11 protein-coding genes are annotated in these 21,063 nt (G+C 62.8%); 2 read left to right on the forward strand and 9 right to left on the reverse strand.

Going from position 1 to position 21,063, the window contains the following annotated elements; translation table 11 throughout:
* Positions 1-68: 68 nt before the first annotated feature.
* Positions 69-575, reverse strand: coding sequence for a hypothetical protein (locus NKJ46_RS16420; RefSeq protein ID WP_352564538.1), 507 nt, complete (start codon positions 573-575; stop codon positions 69-71).
* A 180-nt stretch (positions 576-755) separates the two neighbouring features.
* Between NKJ46_RS16420 and NKJ46_RS16425 the strand changes: the two genes are divergently transcribed.
* Positions 756-1,148: a DoxX family protein gene (locus NKJ46_RS16425; RefSeq protein WP_352564389.1), complete on the forward strand. Its 393-nt coding sequence runs from the start codon at positions 756-758 to the stop codon at positions 1,146-1,148.
* Positions 1,149-1,163: 15 nt separating this feature from the next.
* Here NKJ46_RS16425 and NKJ46_RS16430 read toward each other — a convergent pair whose 3' ends face one another.
* On the reverse strand, positions 1,164-3,605 hold the full coding sequence (locus NKJ46_RS16430; protein WP_352665957.1) for a GcvT family protein: 2,442 nt from the start codon (positions 3,603-3,605) through the stop codon (positions 1,164-1,166).
* A gap of 83 nt (positions 3,606-3,688) precedes the next feature.
* Positions 3,689-5,227, reverse strand: coding sequence for a trimethylamine methyltransferase family protein (locus tag NKJ46_RS16435; protein WP_352564385.1), 1,539 nt, complete (start codon positions 5,225-5,227; stop codon positions 3,689-3,691).
* A 219-nt stretch (positions 5,228-5,446) separates the two neighbouring features.
* Here NKJ46_RS16435 and NKJ46_RS16440 point away from each other — a divergent pair, with 219 nt between their 5' ends.
* Positions 5,447-6,037, forward strand: a complete 591-nt coding sequence (locus tag NKJ46_RS16440; RefSeq protein ID WP_352564384.1) for a transglycosylase SLT domain-containing protein — start codon at positions 5,447-5,449, stop codon at positions 6,035-6,037.
* A gap of 15 nt (positions 6,038-6,052) precedes the next feature.
* Here NKJ46_RS16440 and NKJ46_RS16445 read toward each other — a convergent pair whose 3' ends face one another.
* The 6 genes from NKJ46_RS16445 to NKJ46_RS16470 all read right to left on the reverse strand — a co-directional run bounded on the left by NKJ46_RS16445 (position 6,053) and on the right by NKJ46_RS16470 (position 20,854).
* Positions 6,053-8,476: a dipeptide ABC transporter ATP-binding protein gene (locus NKJ46_RS16445; protein ID WP_352564382.1), complete on the reverse strand. Its 2,424-nt coding sequence runs from the start codon at positions 8,474-8,476 to the stop codon at positions 6,053-6,055.
* A 64-nt stretch (positions 8,477-8,540) separates the two neighbouring features.
* A complete protein-coding gene (locus NKJ46_RS16450) occupies positions 8,541-9,698 on the reverse strand; it encodes an ABC transporter permease (RefSeq protein ID WP_352564380.1) in 1,158 nt (385 codons plus the stop codon).
* An 11-nt stretch (positions 9,699-9,709) separates the two neighbouring features.
* Positions 9,710-10,744 (reverse strand): ABC transporter permease, encoded by a 1,035-nt coding sequence (locus NKJ46_RS16455; RefSeq protein WP_352564378.1) that lies wholly within the window; start codon positions 10,742-10,744, stop codon positions 9,710-9,712.
* Between the two features lie 221 nt (positions 10,745-10,965).
* Complete coding sequence (locus tag NKJ46_RS16460; protein ID WP_352491081.1) at positions 10,966-12,618, reverse strand: ABC transporter substrate-binding protein; 1,653 nt, start codon at positions 12,616-12,618, stop codon at positions 10,966-10,968.
* A 260-nt stretch (positions 12,619-12,878) separates the two neighbouring features.
* Positions 12,879-18,929, reverse strand: a complete 6,051-nt coding sequence (locus NKJ46_RS16465; protein ID WP_352665958.1) for a translocation/assembly module TamB domain-containing protein — start codon at positions 18,927-18,929, stop codon at positions 12,879-12,881.
* Positions 18,929-20,854, reverse strand: coding sequence for an autotransporter assembly complex protein TamA (locus NKJ46_RS16470; protein WP_352564374.1), 1,926 nt, complete (start codon positions 20,852-20,854; stop codon positions 18,929-18,931). The genes NKJ46_RS16465 and NKJ46_RS16470 overlap by 1 nt, the downstream gene beginning before the upstream one ends.
* Between the last annotated feature and the right edge of the window lie 209 nt (positions 20,855-21,063).

Below are 21,063 nucleotides of genomic sequence, written 5' to 3' on the forward strand. Positions count from 1 at the left end.
CCTCGTGGGGGAGATGTCCGGCAGGACAGAGAGGGGCGCTGTCCCTCCAATCTAACGCTCTTTGAGAACTATTCCGGCGTCAGCACGGAAACTTTGAGATCGGGCTTCTTGGCGCCGCTGAGCTGGATGGTCGCCCGGCCGGCGGCTAGCTTGAAGCGCACGCTCTTGCGGATCCCCGGACAGGTTTTTATACCACTGGAAGCCGCCGACTTCACGGCTTTACCGTCCTGAACGACATCGATCCAGGCCTCATCAGACAGGCTGATCTGGAGTTTTCCCTCCGGGGGCACGGCCACGCTCGCCGTCGCGCCGAATGTACCGGCTGCCGGCGCGCGTTCCGGCGGAACGGTGAAGCTGATCGTGCCGACCGGCGCCAACGCCACATCTGCAGCCTCGCCGACCGAAAGGTCAGCGCCGGACTGCGCGGCGGGCGCCGCCGCAAACAGGGCCTCCTCGCGCGTCACTGGCCATTTGAAAGCAGCACAGCCGGCGTCGTCGGCCATGGCGACGCTGGTGCCTGCAAGGATGGCGAATAGGCTGACGACGACTTTTCTCATGGCAAACGGAACCCACATGGTTTGGAGTGTCTGGATCTCAGTACAACTATAGCGGTTTAAATACAACCCTGGAGAGAAAAATATTGAAAGGACGAGGAACATTTCCATCACTGATTGTTGATGGCGGGCCATGCGAAGTGAATGGTCCCCTGCCGGGCGATAATCTATGGCCGGTTCGGGGGTGAAATGGAGTCTTAGATGAAGCTTTTCGACGGCCTTGCCAGATATCAGCCGCAGGCTCTGGCCGCATTGCGCATCATGACGGCACTGCAATTCATCGAACATGGTACGCAAAAGCTGTTCAATTTTCCCGCCGGCGACCATGCCGGTACATTGACCGGGCTGACGCTGACCGCTGGCCTCCTCGAATTCGTGGGCGGCATTCTCTTGGCGCCTGGGCGCTTCGCCCGGCCGGTCGCCTTCCTCCTGGCTGGCGAGATGGCGATCGCCTATTTCATGGCGCACATGCCGCGCGACTTCTTCCCCATCAACAATGGCGGCGATTCGGCGATCTCGTTCTGCTTCATTTTCCTCTATCTGGTGTTTGCCGGTCCGGGTGCCCTGGCCCTCGACAACCGGCGCAACAGCTGAGGCGTCGGCGCGTCTTCACCCACGCATCCGCTCGAAATTCGCGTCGAACAGCGGGATCGGCTGCATGCGCGCAGCGTGGCGTTTGCCCAGAATCTCGATCTCGAAGCCTTCAACTTCGTCGGCAATCTCTTTCGGCACATAGCCGATGGCGACGGATTTTTTCGAATGATGTGCGTAGCCGCCCGACGTGACCCAGCCGCGCACGGCACCGCCAAACCAGATTGGCTCGTCGCCGATGACGTCGGCATCGACAGTATCGACGACAAAGGCCCGCAGCCGCAGTCTGCCGCCGTGCTTGCGCTCCGCCAATGCGGCCTGCTTGCCAATAAAATCGGCCTGCTTGCCATAGGCAACGAAGCGGTCGAGCCCAGCCTCCAGCGGCCCGTAGATCGGCCGGTATTCGCGCGCCCATGAGCCGTAATTCTTCTCCAGCCGCAGCGCATTGAGGGCGCGCGAGCCGAACAGGCCGATGCCGAATTCCTCGCCCGCCGCCATCAGCGCCTGATAGGCGGTGCGCTGATATTCCGGCGCCACCCAGATTTCGTAGCCGAGATCGCCGGTGTAGCTGACGCGCCCGACCAGGCACGGCGCCATGCCGATGTCCATCCTGCTGATGGCCATGAACGGAAAAGCCGCGTTCGACACGTCAGATCGTGTGACCTTTTCAAGAAGCTTCCGCGCGCTCGGCCCGGCGATCGACGAGCCGGTGAGTTTTGCGCCGAGCGCCTCGATGCTGACAGAGCCGTCCTTCGGCAGATGCGCTTCGAACCAGCGCATATGGTACTGCTCGGCGACGCCGGAGCCGGCCAGGAACCAATCGCCATTTTCAGAATTTAGGCTGCTGAGATTGGCCAGCGTGAAATCGCCGATCAGCCTGCCGTCTTCCTTCAGCATCGGCGCCAGCGTCATGCGGCCGGGGCTTGGCAACTTGCAGGCAAGCAGGCGGTCGAGCCAGGCTGCAGCGCCCTCGCCGGTTACCCTGTATTTGGCGAATGACGAGATTTCCGAGAGACCAACGCCCTGCCGAACCGTCTCCACTTCTCTCGCCACATGCTCGAAATCGTTCGAGCGGCGCCAGGAGAATTCGTCCTTGACGCCTTCGGGCGCGTACCACAGCGGCACTTCCAGCCCATAGGCGACCCCCCATTGCGCGCCCTTGACCGACAACAGGTCGTAGACCGGTGTCGTCCTGAGTGGCCGTCCGGCCGGTAGTTCCTCGTTCGGGAAGCGGATCGAAAACCGCCGCGAATAGTTTTCGCGCACCTTGGCGTTGGTGTAGGCCATCGTCGCCCAGTCACCGTAACGCGACACATCCATCGCCCAGATATCGGCGCCGGGATCGCCCTCAATCATCCAGTTCGACAACGCCAGGCCGACGCCGCCTCCCTGCGAGAACCCCGCCATGACACCACAGGCCACCCAGAATCCCGGCAGGCCGCGCACCGGCCCGACCAGCGGATTGCCGTCCGGCGCGAAGGTGAAGGGACCGTTGATGATCTGCTTGATGCCGGTGTTCTGGAAGGCCGGGAAATGCCGGAACCCGACCTCCAGCGACGGCGCGATCCGGTCGATGTCGGGTTCGAGCAGCTCGTGGCCGAAATTCCACGGCGTCTGGAACTCGGACCATGGCTTGTTGGCCTTTTCGTAAGTGCCCATCAGCATGCCGCCGCGCTCCTGGCGCAGATAGAGCTCGCCGTCGAAATCGACCGCGTGGATGATCTCCGTGCCGGTCTTCTGGTTCCAGGCGGCGACTTCCGGCATGTCTTCGGTGATCAGGTACATGTGCTCCATCGCCAGCACCGGCAGCTCCAGCCCGACCATGCGGCCGACCTCGCGCGCCCACAGGCCGCCGGCGTTGACGACATGCTCGGCCACCACCTCGCCCTTGTTGGTAATGACGCGCCACAGTCCGTCGGCGCGTCGCACGATGTCCTCGACCTTGGTGAAGCGCTCGACCTCGGCACCAAGCTTCCTCGCCGCCTTGGCGTAGGCGTGGGTAACGCCGGACGGGTCGAGATGACCGTCCTCCTTGTTGCGCACAGCACCAACGAACTGCTTGGGATCGAGCAGCGGCATCAGCTCGGCCGCCTCATCAGGCGATATCTCCTCGAGGTCGATGCCGAGATAGCGACCCTTGGCGACGACGCCGCGCAGCCAGTCGAGCCGCGCCTCGGTCGCCGCCAGCAAGACGCCGCCGGTCAGATGCACGCCAGTCGCCTGGCCGGACAGCTCCTCGATCTCCTTGTAGAGCGAGATCGTGTATTTCTGCAGCTTGGCGACGTTGGGGTCGCCATTGATCGTGTGCATGCCGCCGGCCGCGTGCCAGGTCGAGCCGGAGGTCAATTCATCGCGCTCCAGAAGCACTATGTCGGTCCAGCCGTGACGGGCCAGATGGAACAGCACGGAGCACCCGACAACGCCACCGCCGATAACCACGACCTTTGCATGCGATTTCATGGGATTCTCGTCATTTCAAAGAGTTGGTTGGGTTTCATGATTCTGTAGGAGAAGAGAATGAATCCAAACAAGAAGAGCGGCGCTTAAGGCTCGCTTTGCCCGATCGCTTCCTTGCGCTTGGCCACATACGCCTCCAGCGCCTCGCGCCTGGAGATTTCCATCACCGGCTCGACATAGTCCTCTAGCGCCTTCTTCCACAGCCTCGTCGCACGCGCCGTGGCGTCGAGCCCACCGGCCTCCTCCCAGGCCTCGTAGTTCTGCCAGTTGGACAGAATCGGCTGGTAGAAGGCCGTGGCGTAGCGCTCCAGCGTGTGTGGCTCGCCGAAAAAGTGGCCGCCGGTCGGAACCGCACCCAGAGCCTCGACGGCAAGCTCGGCCTCGTTGACTTCGATCGGGCGCAAAAACTCCATCATGTGCTGGATCATCTCGACGTCGATGATGAACTTTTCGAACGACGCTGTCAGTCCGCCCTCCTGCCAGCCGGCGGCATGGTAGACGAGGTTGCCATGGCCGAGCACCGCGCCCCACAGCGCCATCAGCGTCTCATAGGCGCCTTGCGCGTCGGCGGCGTTGGAAGCCGAGCCCGGCGTCGTCCGGTAAGGCAGCCTGTAACGCCGCGCCAACTGTCCGGACGCGATATTCGCCTTGGTGTTTTCAGGCGTGCCGAACGCGGGCGCTCCCGATTTCATATCGACATTGGAGGTGAAGGCGCCATACATCACCGGCGCGCCGGGGCGGACGAGCTGCGTCAGCACCACGCCGAACAGCGCCTCGGCATTCTGCTGGGCGAGCGCGCCGGCAAGCGTCACCGGGCTCATCGCCCCCATCAGCGTGAACGGCGTTACCGCCACCGACTGGCCGAACTCGGCCATCGTCATCAGCCCCTCGGCCATCATCTCATCGAAGCGGCGCGGCGAGTTGACCGAAATGATCGTGGTGACGCCGGGATCGTCGCGCATCTCGTCAAGCGTCAGTCCGCGCGCGATTGCCATCATTTCGATGCCGTCGAGCGCCCTGCCGCGGCCGATAGCCGAGACGTGAAAGCTTTTGTCGGTCAGCGTCAGATTGGCGAAATAGGTGTCGAGGTGGCGGGAATTCGCCGGCAGTTCCATCGGCGCGCAGACCTGGTTGCCTAGCATGTGGATGCAGTTGAAATGCTGCGCCAGCCGGACGAGATCGGAATAATCGCGCAAATTGCCGGCACGGCGGCCGCGCTCCATGTCGTGCACATTCGGCGGCCCGGCGACGAGCGTGAAGTTGATGGTATTGCCGCCGAGGTGGACGGCATGGGCGGGATTGCGCGGCGTCAGCGTATAGCTGGACTGCGTCGTCTTCAGCGCTTCCTCAATCATGGCGCGATCGATGCGGACGTTCATCGTGGCATGATCGACCTTGGCCCCGGCCTTCTCGAACAGCGACAGCGCCCGCGGGCTCATCACCTCGATGCCGAAATTCTCAAGAATGTGCGTCGACGCCTGGTGGATCGCCTCGATCTGGTCGGCCGAGAGCATCGCCATCGGCGGATAAGGGTTTGTCACCCGCCTGAGCGGCAGTTGCGGGATGGCGGTCGGTCCCCTGTTGCTGGTTCGCTCGGCGCCGCGCTTGCGTCTTGGTTCGCTCATGCGGCGCATCAAAGCGCTGGCGCGAAGATCGAGCTGTCAAGAATCCGCCACCTGCGGGCGTGATTTTAGCCAAGGCGCCATTCCGGGAATTTCATATCGGTAAAAGCGACAACAAACGTTCGGAATGTTCATACTTCCTCAGCGCCAGCCAAAACGGCCGACGAGCCGTTAAGAAACGCCGCAAGATTCCTTTTATGTTTTCAGCCTAATGCTCTTCCGATGCGTAGGTCGAGTTTTAGTAAAATTGTAGCGATTGCCGTGCCGCTGACGCTTTCGGCCTGCGCGACGCCGCCGAACCACATCAACGATGTCTGTGCCGTTTTCGACCAGAATGACGGCTGGTTCGACAATTGGCAGGCGGCGGCACAACGCGCCGAGCAGAAATACGGTGTGCCGGTTCCCGTGCTGATGGCGACGGTGCGCAAGGAATCCGGCTTCAAGAGCAACGCCAGGCCGCCGCGCACCAAGCTGCTGGGCTTCATTCCCTGGAAACATATCTCCAGTGCAACCGGCTTCTCGCAGGCGCTCGACGGGACCTGGGCGCAATACCAGAACGAGACCGGCAGCTGGGCGGCGCGCCGCACCAGGTTTGCCGATGCCGTCGATTTTGTCGGCTGGTATCATTCCAAGACCGCCGACACACTCGGCGTCGCCCGCAACGACACTTACAATCTGTATCTCGCCTACTATCTCGGCTGGAACGCCTATAAGCGCGGTAATCGCGGCGACGCTGACGTGCAGCGCTATGCGCACGCCACCGAGCAGATGGCCCAGGACTACGCCGCGCAGCTACGGCAATGCGCGCCCTAGCGTACTAGCGGCATTTCAGCCGCCCTTGGGTTTGCGCGGCCTGCGCGGAGCGTCCTCTGCCTGCCGTCCATCACCGACCGTCGGCGGCGTGATTGGTGCCACCGCGCTATCGGCAGGGCTTGAGGTCCCGCCGGTCTCTGAAACCTCGTCGCGAATCTCGTGACTTCGGGCTTTGGCGACCGCTTCGGCATTCTCCACTGCCTGGCCCTCGGCATCGGCTTCAACGCTGCCAGTCTTCCCATGCGGGCGCTTGGGCGGATCTCCGGCAAAGCCCGGGCCAACACCGTGGTTTGCATCCTCGGGCACGCCCTCATTCGCGGCGTGCTCCTTGTCGAATTTGATCACCGGCTCCATTTTCGCCAGCACGTCGTCGGACAGCCAGCACAGGCTCATATGGCCGTCGCCGAGATTTTTGACTGGCGGCACCGTAGTTTCGCAAAGATTGTCCGGCACCAGTTTCTTGTAGCCGCAGCGCGTCTGGAACGGACATCCCGAGGGCGGGTTCATCGCTGACGGAATGTCGCCTTCCAGCACGATGTGCCTTTTCACCACGCTGGTATCGGCAATCGGGATCGCCGACAGCAGCGCCTCGGTGTAGGGGTGATAGGGCGGCGAAAATATCTGGTCGGTCGTGCCTTGCTCGACGATATAGCCGAGATACATGACGACGACGCGGTCGGCGATGTAGCGCACCACCGACAGATCGTGGCTGATGAACAGCATCGTCGTCTTGTTCTTGCGCTGGATGTCCATCAAAAGCTCGGTCACCGCCGCCTGGACCGACACATCCAATGCCGAGACCGGCTCGTCGGCCACCACCACCTTGGCGTCGCCGGCAAAGGCGCGCGCCACGCCGATGCGCTGTTTCTGGCCACCTGAAAGCTGGCGCGGCTTGCGTGTCTCGAATGCTCTGGGCAGCTTCACCAGGTCTAGCAATTCCAGCATCCGCTTGCGCCGGTCGGCCACCGTGTTGCCGACATTGAACTTTTCCAGCGTGCGAATGATCTGCGAACCGACCGAATGGCTGGGATTGAGTGTGTCGAACGGATTTTGAAACACCATCTGGATCGACGATACCGTGTCGACGCTGCGCTTCTCGATCCCGGTCGACTGGATCTCCTTGTTGCCGAGCTTGACGCGGCCGGAACTTGCCGTTTCGAGGCCGAGCAGCACCTTGGCCAGGGTCGATTTTCCGCAGCCGGATTCGCCAACGATAGCGACGGTCTCGGATTCGCGCGCCATGAACGAGATCGTCTCATTGGCCTTGACGACACGGCCCTCGCTCGAGCCGAACACTTCGCTGCCGCCGACCTTGTAGTACTTCCTGAGGTCTTCGATTTGGAGCACCGGCGCACCGGGCACCACCCGCTCGTTCACCTTCTTGGCGCCGGGTGGCAGCGCCTCCCAGTCGATCTCGTTGAAGCGCACACAGCGCGAGAAATGCCCGTCATGGCCTTCGACCGCGATCATCGGAATTTCGGCGGCGTTGCAGACGCCCTCGACGAAATGGTGGCAGCGCGGGCCGAAATTGCAGCCCTTCGGCCGCTCGTGCGGTAGCGGCAACTGACCCGGGATGGATATTAGCGGCCGCGAATTCTTGTCGGCGCCCGGCAATGGGATCGAGCGGAACAGGCCTTGCGTGTAGGGATGGCGCATCCGGTCGAAGACGTCCTTGATCTTGCCCGTCTCCACCGCTTCGCCCGAATACATCACCGTGATGCGGTCGCAGGTCTCCAGGATCAGGCCCAGATTGTGCGACACGAAGATCATCGAGGTGCCGAACTTCTCGCCCAGCCCCTTGACCAGGTCGACGATACCGGCCTCAACCGTCACGTCGAGCGCTGTCGTCGGCTCGTCGAGCAGAAGCAGCGCCGGCTTCGACAGCAGCGCCATGGCAATGACGATGCGCTGCTGCTGGCCGCCGGAAAGCTGGTGCGGGTAGGAACGCATCATGCGCTCGGGATCCGGCAGCTTCACCGCGCGCACCATTTCCAAAGCGCGTTTGTAAGCTTCGTCCTTCGACACCTTGTCGTGGATCAGCGGCACTTCCATCAGCTGCTGGCCGACCTTCATCGCGGGGTTGAGGCTGGCCATTGGCTCCTGGTAGATCATGGCGATCTTGTTGCCGCGGATAGCGCGCAGTTCCTCGTCGGACAGTTCTCCCATGTCCTTGCCCTGGAACTTGATCTTTCCGCCGACGATCTTTCCGATGTTGGAGAGGTCACGCATGATACCGAGCGACACGGTCGACTTGCCGCAGCCGGATTCGCCGACAATACCCATCGCCTCGCCAGGCATGACCGTGCAGGAAAAATCCATGACGGCCGGGATCTCGCCCTTGCGGGTGAAGAAGGAGATCGACAGGTTCTCGATCTCGATGATCGGCCCATTGGTCGGCCCATTGGTCGGCTTGGCGGGATTTCGAACTGCCTCATTCATGGGTCGCTCCAATCCTTGTTCTTCAGGCATGTCGGGCCGAACCCGGCATCGATCTTTCCCGGTATCAATCTTTCATCGACTGTTCGCGCAGCGAATCCGCCAGGAGGTTGAGGCCGAGCACGAACGACATCAATGCGATCGTCGGCGGCAGCGCCGGGTGGATGAAGGAGCGCAGCAGCCGGCTGGCATCCTTGATCGCCGTGCCCCAGTCCGGACTTTCCGGCGCCAGTCCCAGCCCGAAATAGCCGAGTGTGCCGAGCAGGATCGTAGTGTAGCCGATGCGCAGGCAGGCGTCGACGATCAGCGGCCCGCGCGCATTGGGCAATATCTCCCACAGCATGATGTACCAGGGCGATTCACCCCGCGTCTGCGCCGCCGCAACATAGTCGCGCGTTTTGATGTCCATGACCAGGCCGCGCACGATGCGGAACACGCCCGGGCTGGAGGCGAACACCACCGCCACGAAGATGTTGAGCTGGTTGGGATCGATATGGATGATCTTGAACGGATCGGCATCGAAGACAAGGCCGGCATAGATCCAGCCGCCAACCACCAACGTCAGGCCAAGCAGGATATAGAGGCGGTCGGGTCGGTTCTTGTAGCGCGTCCAGAACAGCACGCTGAAGAAGATGATCGGAAATAGGAAGAACAGCCCGGCCATCGCGTAGGGGATCGGCGTGTCCATGATGCCCGGCGTCACCAGCAGGTAGAACAGCAGGATCACCGGGAAGGCCAGCACAAGGTTGGCGAGGAAGGACAGCACCGTATCGATCTTGCCGCCATAATAGCCGGCCGGCAGGCCGAGCGTTATGCCGACCATCAGTGCAAAACCGGTCGCCGCCGGCGCGATGATCAGCACGATCTGGCTGCCATAGACCATGCGGGAGAACACGTCGCGGGCGAGCTTGTCGCCGCCGAAATAATATACAAGTTTCGACGCCGGCTCGATCGCGCCCGGCAGCGCGTCCTTCATGATCGGCACTTGGGCGAGCGGATCGAAGGGCGAGATGGTCGACGCGAAGATCGCCGTAAACAGCCAGAACAGGCAGATGCCGACGCCAACGATGCCGACGCCGCTGTCGAAAAGCTGGCCGTAAAGGCCTAGCTTCTTCTTGTAGCCGAAGCTCGTCCCCATCACCAGGGCGAGAGCGATCCAGACCGGCCAGAAGCGGGTAAGCACGCCGAGTACGACGTTGAAGGCGCTGAGATATTCGACCTGCATCCGCCGGTCTCCTATTGAACTCTGATGCGCGGATTGAGGAACGCGTAGCCGACATCGGAGATGAGCTGTGTGATCAGGACGATAAACACCGAGACCAGCGAGCAGCCGAGCAGAAGATCGATGTCGTTGTTGCCGGCGGCCTCGACCAGCGTGTAGCCGAACCCCTGGTAGCGGAACATCACCTCGACGATGACGACGCCGGTGAGCAGCCAGGGAAACTGTAGCATGATGACCGTGAACGGTGCGATCAGCGCGTTGCGCAGAGCGTGCTTTATCACCACGCTGCCGAAGGAGAGGCCCTTGAGCCGGGCGGTGCGGATATACTGTTGCGTCATCACCTCGACCATCGAGGCTCGGGTCATGCGGGCGATGTAGCCGATGCCGTAGATCGCCAGCGTCATCACCGGCAAGGTGAAATTGTAGAAGGTGATGCCCTGGCTGGCCGAGGCCGCCGAACCGTTCAGTACGCCGAGCCAGGAGGCGAAGATGACGGTGAAGATGACGCCCGAAACATATTCGGGCGTCGCCGTCGAGGCGATCGAAGCCACCGACAATGTACGGTCGGTGCGTGAGCCCTCGCGCATGCCGGCGAGGATGCCAATCAAAAGCGAGATCGGCACCATTACGGCCAGCACGCAGAGCATCAGGATGCCGGTGGCACTGAGCGCCGGAAAGAGTTTCGAAGCGACCGTCGTCTTGAACTTGGTCGAGCAACCGAAATCGCCTTGCAGGATGCCGGAGAATGTCGGCACGACCGGATCGTTGCAGAAGGAGAAACGCTGCGCCGGCTTGCCGGTCGCCGGGTCGGTAACCGGCTGCTTGGGCACCACACCCAGCCATTGGCCATAGCGGACAAAGAAATTCTGCCGATAGCCATGGTTGACCAGCCAAGCTTCAAGCTGCTCGGCCGAGGTGTGCATTTCGGTCTGGCTGATCGCCAGCTTTTTCAGATTGGGCCCGAGATTGACCAGGAAAAAGACGATCATCGTCAGACACAGCATCGTCAATGCCATGGTGCCGAGACGCCTGATTACGAAAGAAAGCATGGCGGTCCCCTGCCGGTCGGGTTGGGGGTTCGAACCGGTTTGCAAGCCGTGCCCTGCCGTCAGCGGCAGAACAAGCCTTCAGACCAGTCCCAGATGCAATACCCTTTTTATTGCAGACCCAGGCCGAAGAGTCCGCAACTTTTTGCTGCGCCGACTTCCGGTCCAAGGACCATGCAAAGAGCGAGGGAAAGGGGCGAGACGCCCCTTTCCGGATCGTCCGGTCAGGCCTGTTCGAGCCAGACCTTGCCGTAGTCACGCTCGAAGGTCGGGTGCATCTTGTAGTTCTGCACCGCCTTGACCGAATGGCTGTAGAGCTTGCGCCAATAAGGCTGGATGATAATGCCGGAATCCTGCAGGATCTGCTCGATATCCTTCATCATTTCCTTGCGCTTGGCGGCGTCGGCAACTGCCAGCGCAGCGTTGAGCTTGGCGTCCCACTCCGGATTCGACCAGGCCGTCTCGTTCCAGGCTTCACCTGTGCGATAGCCGATCGCCAGAACCTGGACGCCGAGCGGCCGCATGTTCCAGTTGGTCATCGACAGCGGATACTTCGTCCAGTCGTTCCAGAACGTCGAACCCGGCAGCACCGTACGCTTCACCTTGATGCCGGCGTCGCGCATCTGCGCGGCGATCGCATCGCCTGTGTTCTTGTGCCAATCCTCGTCGACCGTGATCAGCTCGTGCTCGAAATCGGCCTGGCCGGCTTCCGCCATCAGCGCCTTTGCCTTGGCCGGGTCGCGAGCAACCTTCGGCAATTCGTAGTATTCCGGATGGATCGGGGCGACATGGTGGTTTTCGGCAACCGTGCCGGCATTGCCGTAGCCGAGCTGGAGGACGACATTGTTGTCGACTGCGAGCTGCAGGGCGTTGCGAACCTTCTGGTCGCCGTAAGGCTTGTTGGTCACATTGGTGCGACAGACGATCGTCGACGCGGTGACGATCTCCGACTTCACCAGGTCCATGCCGTCGAGGATCGACACATAGTCGGCTGACGTTTCGAAATTGGTATGGACTTCGCCAGCTTCGAAAGCGCTGACCATCGCCGCCGGATCGGTGCCGTAGTCGATGAACTCGATGCCGTCGAGGAAGACGTCACCATCCCACCATTTGTTGTCTTCGCGGCGCTTGTAGACCACTTTCTGGCCGACATCGTAGGAGACGAGCTCGAACGGCCCGGTGCCGATCGGGCAGGACTTGAAGTCGCCGCCTTTTTCGTCGAACGTCTTGTGGACAATGAGGCCGGGATAGTCGCACACGTTGGGAATGAGGGCGATATCCGGCTTGCTGAGCGTCAGCTTGATCGTGTGGTCATCGACCTTGGTCACCGCGCTCTCATCCAGCTTGTCGTCCTTGACCAGAGAACCGAGGCGACCGGGCATGGAATTGCCTTCGGCCTTCTTGTCGGCCCAACGCTTGAGGTTGAAGATGACGTCGTCTGCGGTGAACGGATCGCCGTTGTTCCAGGTGACGCCCTTGCGCACATGCAGCGTGTATTCGGTAGCGTCGTCATTCACGTCCCAGCTCTCCAGCAGATAGGGGCGGAATGTATATTCGGTTGTATATTTGACCAGCGGCTCGAGCGCCTGACGCTCGGCATTGGCGATTTCCGACCAGTCGGACTTGCGCGGATCCTTCGGATCCTTGATCCATTGCGCGACCTTCAATACGCCGCCTTTCTTGCCCTGGACCTCTTCCGCCCTGGCCGGCGTCGGGTCTGCAAGGCCAAGCATGCCATAGGCCATCGCCGTCGACGCGCCGAAGACGCTGGCGAGAGCCAGAAATTCGCGACGATCCATCTTGCCTGCCTTGGCGTCTTCGGCCATGGCTAGGATGTGATCGGGAACGCGGTCGCCGTTACTCTTGTAGATCGTCATGACTAACTCCCATTGTTGGCTTTCTGCCTTTTAACATTCCGCATTCGCGCCATGATGTCAAAGACGGCGCGGATTGGGAACATGCTAAGGAATGTGCAACTTTGAAAGCAGGGCGGTTCGCGCGATAACGACAGTCTTGGCGCAAATTTGCTACTGCGCCAGGGATTTCGTCCGAAATCTCAACGGGCGATTAAACTGGGACATTCGCCGCTGCGCCGCTCGTTCTTCGGAGACCAACTGTCCTGCGCGAACGGCCTGTTTCAATATTCTCGTTCGTAGAAAACACCGCCTTTGGCTTCGCCGGCGTCGGTTGCCTCACCACGCAGCTTGACGCCGCGCCCAACGTCGAGATCGACGGTTGCCTTGCCCGAACCCGGCCTATCGCCCTTCTGGATCGTCACGTAGGTGCGGTCGTTGAGATACTTGCCCGCCGAGACGGCGGTGCCGCCCTGTTCGTCGGTGATTACGTCGAGATCGTCGACGCCGATCGCGCTGCGCAGGTTCTGCAGCAGGGAGGTCGAGCCGCCGACGCCGGCCAGTTGTCCGGCAGCCTCGGCAAGCTGCGCGATCTGCAGCGGCGACAGGTTCGACATCGAACGGCCGAAGATCAGCTGCGCCAGCACCTCGTCCTCCGGCAGCGCAGGTACCGAGGAGAAGCTGAATTTCGGGTTGTTCGCCTCGCCCGACACCACGATGGTCACGGTGGCGCTGGTCGTCTTCGATTGCGCCGTAAGGTTGAGGTAGGGCACCAGAGAGCCGGAGAAGCCGACTGTGCCTTCGGTGAAGGTCAGCCGCTTGGCAAGGATCGTCAGCCGCCCGCGCCGCAAGGTGAAGGTGCCGATCGCCTGGGGTGACGATGCCGGACCGGTCAGCCGCAGCGAACCGCCGAGCTCGGCGTCGACACCCCTGCCCTGGATGAAGATCTGGCTCGGCGCATTGACCGTGACGTCGAGGTTGAGGCCGCTGCCTCCACTGCCGTTGCTTGCTGCGGCCGGGCGCAACGCCTTGTCCTGCGCACGCACGGCGGCCGGCGCATTCTTGTGCTTGACGTTGAGCTCGGCCAGCGAACCGGGCAGCTTTTCGGGTACGGTGATGACGGTCTTGGCCAGATTGACGGTACCGGAAATCACCGGCGCGGAGGTGAGCGGTCCCTTGACGGTCAGGTCGCCGCCAAGATTGGCGGTGACCACCTTGCCGTCGGTATAGCGGCCGTCGACGAGCTTGATCGACAGATCGGCCGGAAAGCCCTTAGCCGGATCGATGCCGACGGTGCCGCTGGCCGAAAGGCTGCCGCGCGTCGACGGCGTGCCGGTCAGGCGATTGATCCTTGCCACGCCGCCACCGATGGCGACGTCGGCAGTGATGTCGTTGATCGCAAGCCCCGAGCGCGCGTCGAGCAGGCGGGCGCCTGACGTGCGGACTGTGCCTGAGATCACCGGCGACGTCGCCGGGCCGCGCACCTGCAGATCGACGTCGGCCGTGCCGCTCAAGGACAGGCCTTGTGCGGCGAGTGTCCTGGTGAGAAAGGCGAACGGCACCTTGCCGGAAAAATTGAGATCAAGGGTGGGCGCGCCTGATGTCGTCATCGTGCCGCCGCCCTTGAGGCCGAGGCCAGCGGCATCGCTCATGTTGGCGTCGAACGTCAGTCTGTTGCCCGAATACGTACCTGAGGATGAAACGCCCATGCCGCCGAAACCTGCACCACGGGTCTGCGACGTCTGAACGCCTGCGGCGTCAATCTTGAAGGCAACGGCCGGATTGGCCGGCACGCCCGTCACCTTCACAGTGCCCGAGATGGAACCGGCGGCATCGAGGCCCGGCGAAAAACTGTTGGCTATCGAGATCGGTACGCGCGCCAGCGTCGCGTTGAGGTCGAGCGCTTGCCCAGCCTTGCCCGTGACCGTCGCCGTGCCGCCGCCGAGGTTGAGCACCAGCCTGTCGAGGCTGGTCACTCCATTAGCGATGTTGATGGTCGAGGCCTGGGCGATGGCCGCCTTGATGCCGCGGATGGTCGCCTCGCCGGAGGCAAGTTCGACCGTCGTCGTACCCTTGACTGCCTTGACCCGGCCGGCGGCCTTCAGCGGAATATCCTTGACGGAGGCGCCACCGGAAAAGCCGGTCCATTCGCCGTCGCGCTTGAGATCGACGTTGACGCCCCGAATAGCCGTGCCGCCGGAAGTTACGCTCTCGGCACGGATTTTGCCCGAGATCACCGGTGCCGCCAGATAGTTGGCGATCAGCGCATCGATGCTCACGGCCTTGGCCGAGACATCGCCGCGCGAGATCGAGGCCGTTGTCGCCTTGACGGCGACCTGTGGCACGGTGCCCGCCTTGGAGAAGGCGATCGTGCCGCGTACATCGCCATCGGCCTTTTCCAGTGCCAGGGCCGCAAGCGGACCGATATCGGGCAGGTCGAGTGCCACGGTGCCGGCTGGCACAAAGGCATCGTCGAGCGCCAGGTCGCCGGAGACACGGTTCTTGCCGAGCGACAGCAAAAGCCCGTTGATGGCGCGTTTGCCGTCCGATGTCGCCAGCACAGCGCTGCCCTGCAGCGGTTGGCCGCCGACATTTCCGGTGAGTTGCACATTCGCAGCCGGGTTGGCGGCATCAGCCTTGCCGGTGGCGGTGAGCTTCAGCCCGGTGATCTCGCGTGCGGCCACCGAAAGCTTGTCGCTGTTGACAGTCAGCGACAGATCCGGCGCGGTGCTGGCGCCTTGCGCATTCAGCGCGAAAGAAATGGCGCCTTGAGCGTCCTTGGATAGCAGCGAGACGTCGCCCAGCGCGCCTTTGACGTCGGCGCTGAGCTTGTTGTCGGCAAGGCTCGCCTGCCCGCCTGCCGTCAGCGAACCAGACGACAGCCTGACTGTGTTGGCGATGACATTGCCGTTGGCGTCACGCTTCAGCGCGGCACTGAATTGCGTTCGCTCGGCGAGCACGCCACGCACCGCCCCCGGCAGTGCCGCCGAGGCGGCGTCCGCCTTGACATTGAGGTCGATGGCGCCGTCGGCCAGCGAGACCCGCCCGTTGAAGCCGCTGTTCAACGCGTCGCTGGTCACCGTGCCGCTATCGACGACGATGGCATCGGCGGCAAGGCTGCCGGCGAGTTTGGCGGTGACCTTGCCGGCGATCAGCGGCGCGATGGTCGGATTGTCGAGGCCGATTTTTTCAGCGATCACCGAGCCGGAGATCGGCCCGCTCCGGGCTTTCACGTCGAAGCGGTCGGAGTGCAGCGCAAGCGTGATGCCCTCGATCTTAGCTAGATTGGTGGCGGCCGATGGCAGCGTCGCGGAGATGTCGAGCTTCGGCTGGGTGCCCTGCCCGGCCGCCTTCAACGACAGTGCCTGCAGCTCGAGCTTGATCGGGCTCGCCTTGCTGCCGAGCGACAGCGGCAGACTCGGGCCGGTGGATGCGAGGTCGAACGAGAAATCGCTGGCGCCATTCGGATTGATGGTGCCGGCTGCCTTGCCGGAGATTTTCTCGCCGGCAAGCGTCGCCTGCTCGATGGCGAGGCCGCTGGCCGACGAGAAATGGCCTGCCGCATCGAGATTGAGCGGCCCGAGCCCAGCCTGCCGGGTCTGGCTGGTTTCGGCGCCGCTGAGCCGGGCGTTGAAGCGAATATCTGGGGCAGCCGACGATCCCGTGACCTGCGCGGTGCCGCTGAGCGCGCCCACGGCATCGAGGCCTGGTGAAAAATCATTGGCAAGTGCTGCCGGCAGCGCCGACAAGGTGGCAGCGAGATCGAGCGTCTGGCCAGCCGTACCCGACACAGCAACCGAACCGCCGCCGACACCGAGCGCCAGTTTCTCTATGCTCACCATGCCATTGGCGATTGTTAGCGCCGATGGCTGCGCGATAGCTGTCTTGATGCCGCGGATGGTCGCCTCGCCCGAGGCAAGCTCGATGCTGGTGGTGCCGTTCGCCACCCTGACCCGCCCGGACGCGCTGGCCGGAATGCTGGCGACCGTGGCGCCGCCGGTAAAGCCGGTCCAGTCGCCATTGCGCTTCAGGTCGACATCGATGCCGCTGATCACCGTGATTCCGGAGGTGATCGAGTCGGCCTTGATCTTGCCGGAGATTGCCGGTGCACTGAGATAATTGGCGACCAGCGCGTTGACAGCGATTGTCTTTGCCGCCAGTTCGCCGCGCGAGACCGCGGTGCTCGTCGCATCGATCGCGACCGTCGGCGCTCCGTCGTCGTTCGCAAAGCGGATGGTGCCGCGCACGTCGCCGGCTACCGTTTGGCCGGCAAGTCTGGCCAGCGGAGCAATATCGGCGGCATCGAGGGTCAACGTGCCGAGCGGCAGCAGGTTGTCGTCGAGCCCGAGGTCGCCGGAGACCCTGTTGTCGGCCAACGAGACGGCAAGTCCATTGATGGAGCGCTTGCCGTCGGTTGTTACCAGCGATGCCTTGAGGTCGAGCGGCTGGTCGTCGACCGAGCCGGTCAGCGAGACATCGGCGGCGGGACTGGCGATATCGGCCTTGCCGCTCGCACTCAGCTTGATCTGCTTCACAGCATGACCGGACGCCGTCAGGCTGTCGCTGTTGGCCGAAACCGAGAAATTCGGTGCGCTGCGCGCGCCGCTTGCGGTCAGCGCGAAACCGACCGCGCCGCCGACCTTGGCGCCGACCAGCGGCGACAGCACCGACACGTCGCCCAGCGTGCCTTTGATATCGGCCCGGATATCGGTGCCCTGCGCACTGGCGGTGCCGCTGGCGCTAAGCGTGCCTGAGGTGAGTTGCAATGCGTTGGCGGCGAACGCACCATCCGGGTCGCGTGTCGCGGTTGCGGAAAACTGCACGCGCTGGCCGAGAACCGAGCTGATCTGGGGCGGCAGCGCCGTCGAGGCCGCGTCGGCATTCATTTTGAGCGTCATCGACAGATCGGCAAGCGCTACTGTGGCCGTCACGGACGCATTGAGGGCGTCGCTGCGCAGCGTGCCTTCGTCGACGACGACCTGTTCCTTGCTGACCGAGCCGGCGAGACCGGCGCTGACCCTGCCCGTTACCAGCGGCGCCAAGGTCGCGACGTCGGTGTTCAGGCCGGCCGCCGTCAGCTTGATGGTGACGGGCCCGCTACGGTTCTGGATGTCGAAGCCGTCGGAATGCACTTGCCCGATCAGGTCGTCCACCCGCGTGCCGCCCGCCACCACCGAGACCAGCGACGCGCCGATATCCACCATCGGCGCCTTGCCATCGCCGAAAGCGCGGGCCGTGGCATCCTTGATCGCCACGGTTATCGGCTGCGCCTCGCTGCCGAGGCTGAGCACGATCGGCGGCCCCTTTGCGGCGAGCTTCACCGAAAGGTCGCTGGTGCCGTTCGGATCGACAATGCCAGCGGCGGTAGCGTGGATGGCGCCGCTGTCGATATTGGCGCGCTCGACATCGACGCCGCCGGCCGCGGTCGCTGTGCCGGCGAGGTCGAAGCTGGTCTTGCCGGCAAACAGCGGTTTCAGGGTTTCGGGCAGGAAGCGCTCGAATTCGCCATCGCCATTGGCCTCGACATAATGACCCTTGTCGGTGAGTTGATGGCGACCGGTAAGCTGGGTGACGATCCGGCCGTCGACAACGAAGGTCCCGATGCCATTCCAGTTGGCGAGCGGTCCGGTGCCGGAAACGACAATGTTGACCGGCGGCGCGCCCGGCAGGTTGAGCAGGTTGGCGATGATGCCGCCGGCCGGCTCGGATGCCTTAAGGTCGAGATCGAGTTTGTTGTCGGCCGGCGCGAAATGGGCTTTGGCGTCGACCATGCCTTGCTTGCCGTCATGGCGAACGATCTTGAGGTTGGTCTCGATCGCCAACGGTGAGGCGTCCGCCTTGAGTGCCCCCTTGGCTGCAAGTTCGGCGACACCGCTGCCGGCCAGAGCCTGCCCGAGCGCGATTTCGGGAAGGTCGAGTTGCCTGACGTCGATGGAAACCGGCAGCGTCGTCGCTCCGCCTTGGCTCGGCTGTGTACTGGCCACCGGCAGCCTTGCCAACTCGATACGCTCTGCCCCGATGCGATCGGCGCTGAAGCTCTTCGACAGGAGTGCCAGCGGCGACCAGTCGACGGCCACCTTGCGTGCCACCATCCAGGCGCCTTCGCGATCCTCCAGAACGACATGATCGACCCTCAGCGCGCCCGACCAGATGCCGTCGATGCCGACGACAGTGACCTTGCGATCACCGGTCGAGGCCATGGTCGAGATGATGCCGGCAAGGTTTTCGCGGCCGCCCTCGGTTTTGGTCAACACGACGAGCGCCCCCACCGCCGCTGCCGCGACGATGAGCAGCGTGTAGAAAAGGATACGGAGGATGCGCTTGAATATTGCCATCAGAATGCCTGGCCGATGCCGGCATAAATGCCGAAATGAGGATCGTCGGGGCCGCGGTTGAGCGGCACTGCCGCGTCGATGCGCAGCGGCCCGAACGCCGTCAGATAGCGCAAGCCTACACCCGCGCCGACCTTCATGTCTGAAAAATCGGGGACCTGCCTGGTCGACACCGTGCCGGCATCGACGAACGGCACGACGCCGATCTTGTCGGTGACGGCGATGCGCATTTCGACCGAGGTCTCGAAGAAGGAAAGCCCGCCGATCGGCTCTCCGTTGCTGTCCTTCGGGCCTATGCCTTGATAGGCATAGCCGCGCACCGAACCGCCGCCGCCTGAGTAGAAGCGTCGATCTGCCGGAACATCTTGAAGACCGGCGCCGATGATCGAGCCGATGGCGACACGTTCGGCGAAAACGAATTTCGAGGCCGAATCGAGCGACTGGTAGGCCGACCCCTCGCCCTTCAGCTTGACGAACGCAGCCCCGCTCAAAATGTCGTAGCTCGGCTCGCCATAGGCCAGCACCCTGAAGCCGCGGGTCGGATTGAGCTTGCTGTCGCGATTATCGTAGACATATTGCAGTGGAATGCTGGCGATCAGATAGGTGTGCTTGCCGAAAGCGTCGTGGATCCTCGAATAGTCCAGCGCGACTTGCGCGGAAACCGTCTGCTTCTTGTCGAGTTCGTAGGATAGGCCGGTGCTGCCCTTGACCGAGAAATGGTCGTAGGCGTCGGGGTGCTCCAAAACGGTATTGACGCTGGCAATGAATTTCGACGCCGGCCCGACGACGCCCGGCTTTTCGAACATGACGCCGGCATTGTAATTGAGCTGGGTCAAGTCGTTGCTGCCGATGCCGCTGATCTTGCCGTCGATGCGCAGCTTTTCGGCGCGGCCAAACAGATTGCGGTGCCCCCAATAGCCTTCGAGGCCCAGCCCTTCGGTATTTGAGAAGCTGCCGCCAATGCCGAAATAGCGTGGCTTGCGTTCGCTGACCTCGACACCGATCGGGATATTGCCCTCGGCGTCGAGCGCGTCGGCTTCCTTCACCGTCACGCTGTTGAAGACCTCGAGCCCGAGCAGCCGGTCGCGCGCATCGTCGATCTCATCGGGCGAATACTGGCGGCCGCGCTTCAGGCCGGTCATATATTCGGTGAAGTCGCGGTCGACCTTTTCGGTGCCCTCGACAGTGGTGTCGCCATAGCCGGCGACCGGCCCGGCCGCGACGGTGAGCGTCACGTCGAGCGTCGAACCGGCGTGCTCGGCGACGATCTCGCGGCCCGTCACCTTGGCCAGCGGCCTGCCTTCTTGCTTGAGTGCCCGCACGATCGCCGCCTCGGCCTTGAGCACGGCGCCCGAACTGGCGTCACCCCCGGCGATCAGGCCGAAATCGGCACTTGCCAGCCCCGCCGCATCGCCTTTCAGCCTGATGTTGCCAAGCGTGAATTTCGGCCCGGCCGCTATGCTGATCACCACCGGTATCGGCTGCGGACCCGAAAACTCGGCATCGGGCGGCAGATCGTCGAGCGGCTTGCCCTGAATAGTGATGGTGACGACACCCTCGTAGCGGGCGTCCGCGTAGAGCGCGGCGACAAGTTGCTCACGGTCGCTGCGCGCCTTGGCCAGCAGGCCGAGAGAACCGGATACCGGGTGTTCCTCGTCGGCCTTCAGCGCCGAGGCGTTTTCGAGCTTCTCGACGAGATCCTTGTCGGCGTCCGGCGCCTCGATCGTCACCGCATAGCGCAGCGGGTCGACGATATCGGCATCTTCGTCTTTGGATCCCCACAGCTTGATGCCGAAAATCTCGAAGGCTGCCGCACTTCCGGTTTCGGCAACAAGTGCCGTCGAGCACAACAATGCGAAAAGCAGGGCGCGCGAAAGCGCGCGCCGTGGCGCGGTTCCTCCCGACATCTGCCTTTCATACGCCGGCATTACGCTCCTAGCCTAACCCGCAAACCTAAAATTGGAATGAAGTTCTGAAGCACTCGTAAAGGGGCCACAATCCAATTGCTGAAATAGACAGGGCTTGGAACTCACACCTTCTGCGTCGCCGCAAGAAAGCGTGATCCCCTGTCCTATGGAGCTACTACCGGTCATCGGCCGGAAAGCAAACCGTTGGCAGGCGGATCCTGCCGCGTCCT

The organism is Mesorhizobium sp. M0166 (assembly GCF_040322255.1).
Lineage (GTDB): Bacteria > Pseudomonadota > Alphaproteobacteria > Rhizobiales > Rhizobiaceae > Mesorhizobium.

Coding starts and splice junctions, on each gene's coding strand:
- NKJ46_RS16445 (WP_352564382.1), bottom strand. CDS start 8,476: ATGAATGAGGCAGTTCGAAATCCCGCCAAGCCGACCAATGGGCCGACC.
- NKJ46_RS16425 (WP_352564389.1), top strand. CDS start 756: ATGAAGCTTTTCGACGGCCTTGCCAGATATCAGCCGCAGGCTCTGGCC.
- NKJ46_RS16460 (WP_352491081.1), bottom strand. CDS start 12,618: ATGACGATCTACAAGAGTAACGGCGACCGCGTTCCCGATCACATCCTA.
- NKJ46_RS16465 (WP_352665958.1), bottom strand. CDS start 18,929: ATGGCAATATTCAAGCGCATCCTCCGTATCCTTTTCTACACGCTGCTC.
- NKJ46_RS16435 (WP_352564385.1), bottom strand. CDS start 5,227: ATGAGCGAACCAAGACGCAAGCGCGGCGCCGAGCGAACCAGCAACAGG.
- NKJ46_RS16450 (WP_352564380.1), bottom strand. CDS start 9,698: ATGCAGGTCGAATATCTCAGCGCCTTCAACGTCGTACTCGGCGTGCTT.
- NKJ46_RS16420 (WP_352564538.1), bottom strand. CDS start 575: ATGTGGGTTCCGTTTGCCATGAGAAAAGTCGTCGTCAGCCTATTCGCC.
- NKJ46_RS16470 (WP_352564374.1), bottom strand. CDS start 20,854: ATGCCGGCGTATGAAAGGCAGATGTCGGGAGGAACCGCGCCACGGCGC.
- NKJ46_RS16455 (WP_352564378.1), bottom strand. CDS start 10,744: ATGCTTTCTTTCGTAATCAGGCGTCTCGGCACCATGGCATTGACGATG.
- NKJ46_RS16440 (WP_352564384.1), top strand. CDS start 5,447: ATGCGTAGGTCGAGTTTTAGTAAAATTGTAGCGATTGCCGTGCCGCTG.
- NKJ46_RS16430 (WP_352665957.1), bottom strand. CDS start 3,605: ATGAAATCGCATGCAAAGGTCGTGGTTATCGGCGGTGGCGTTGTCGGG.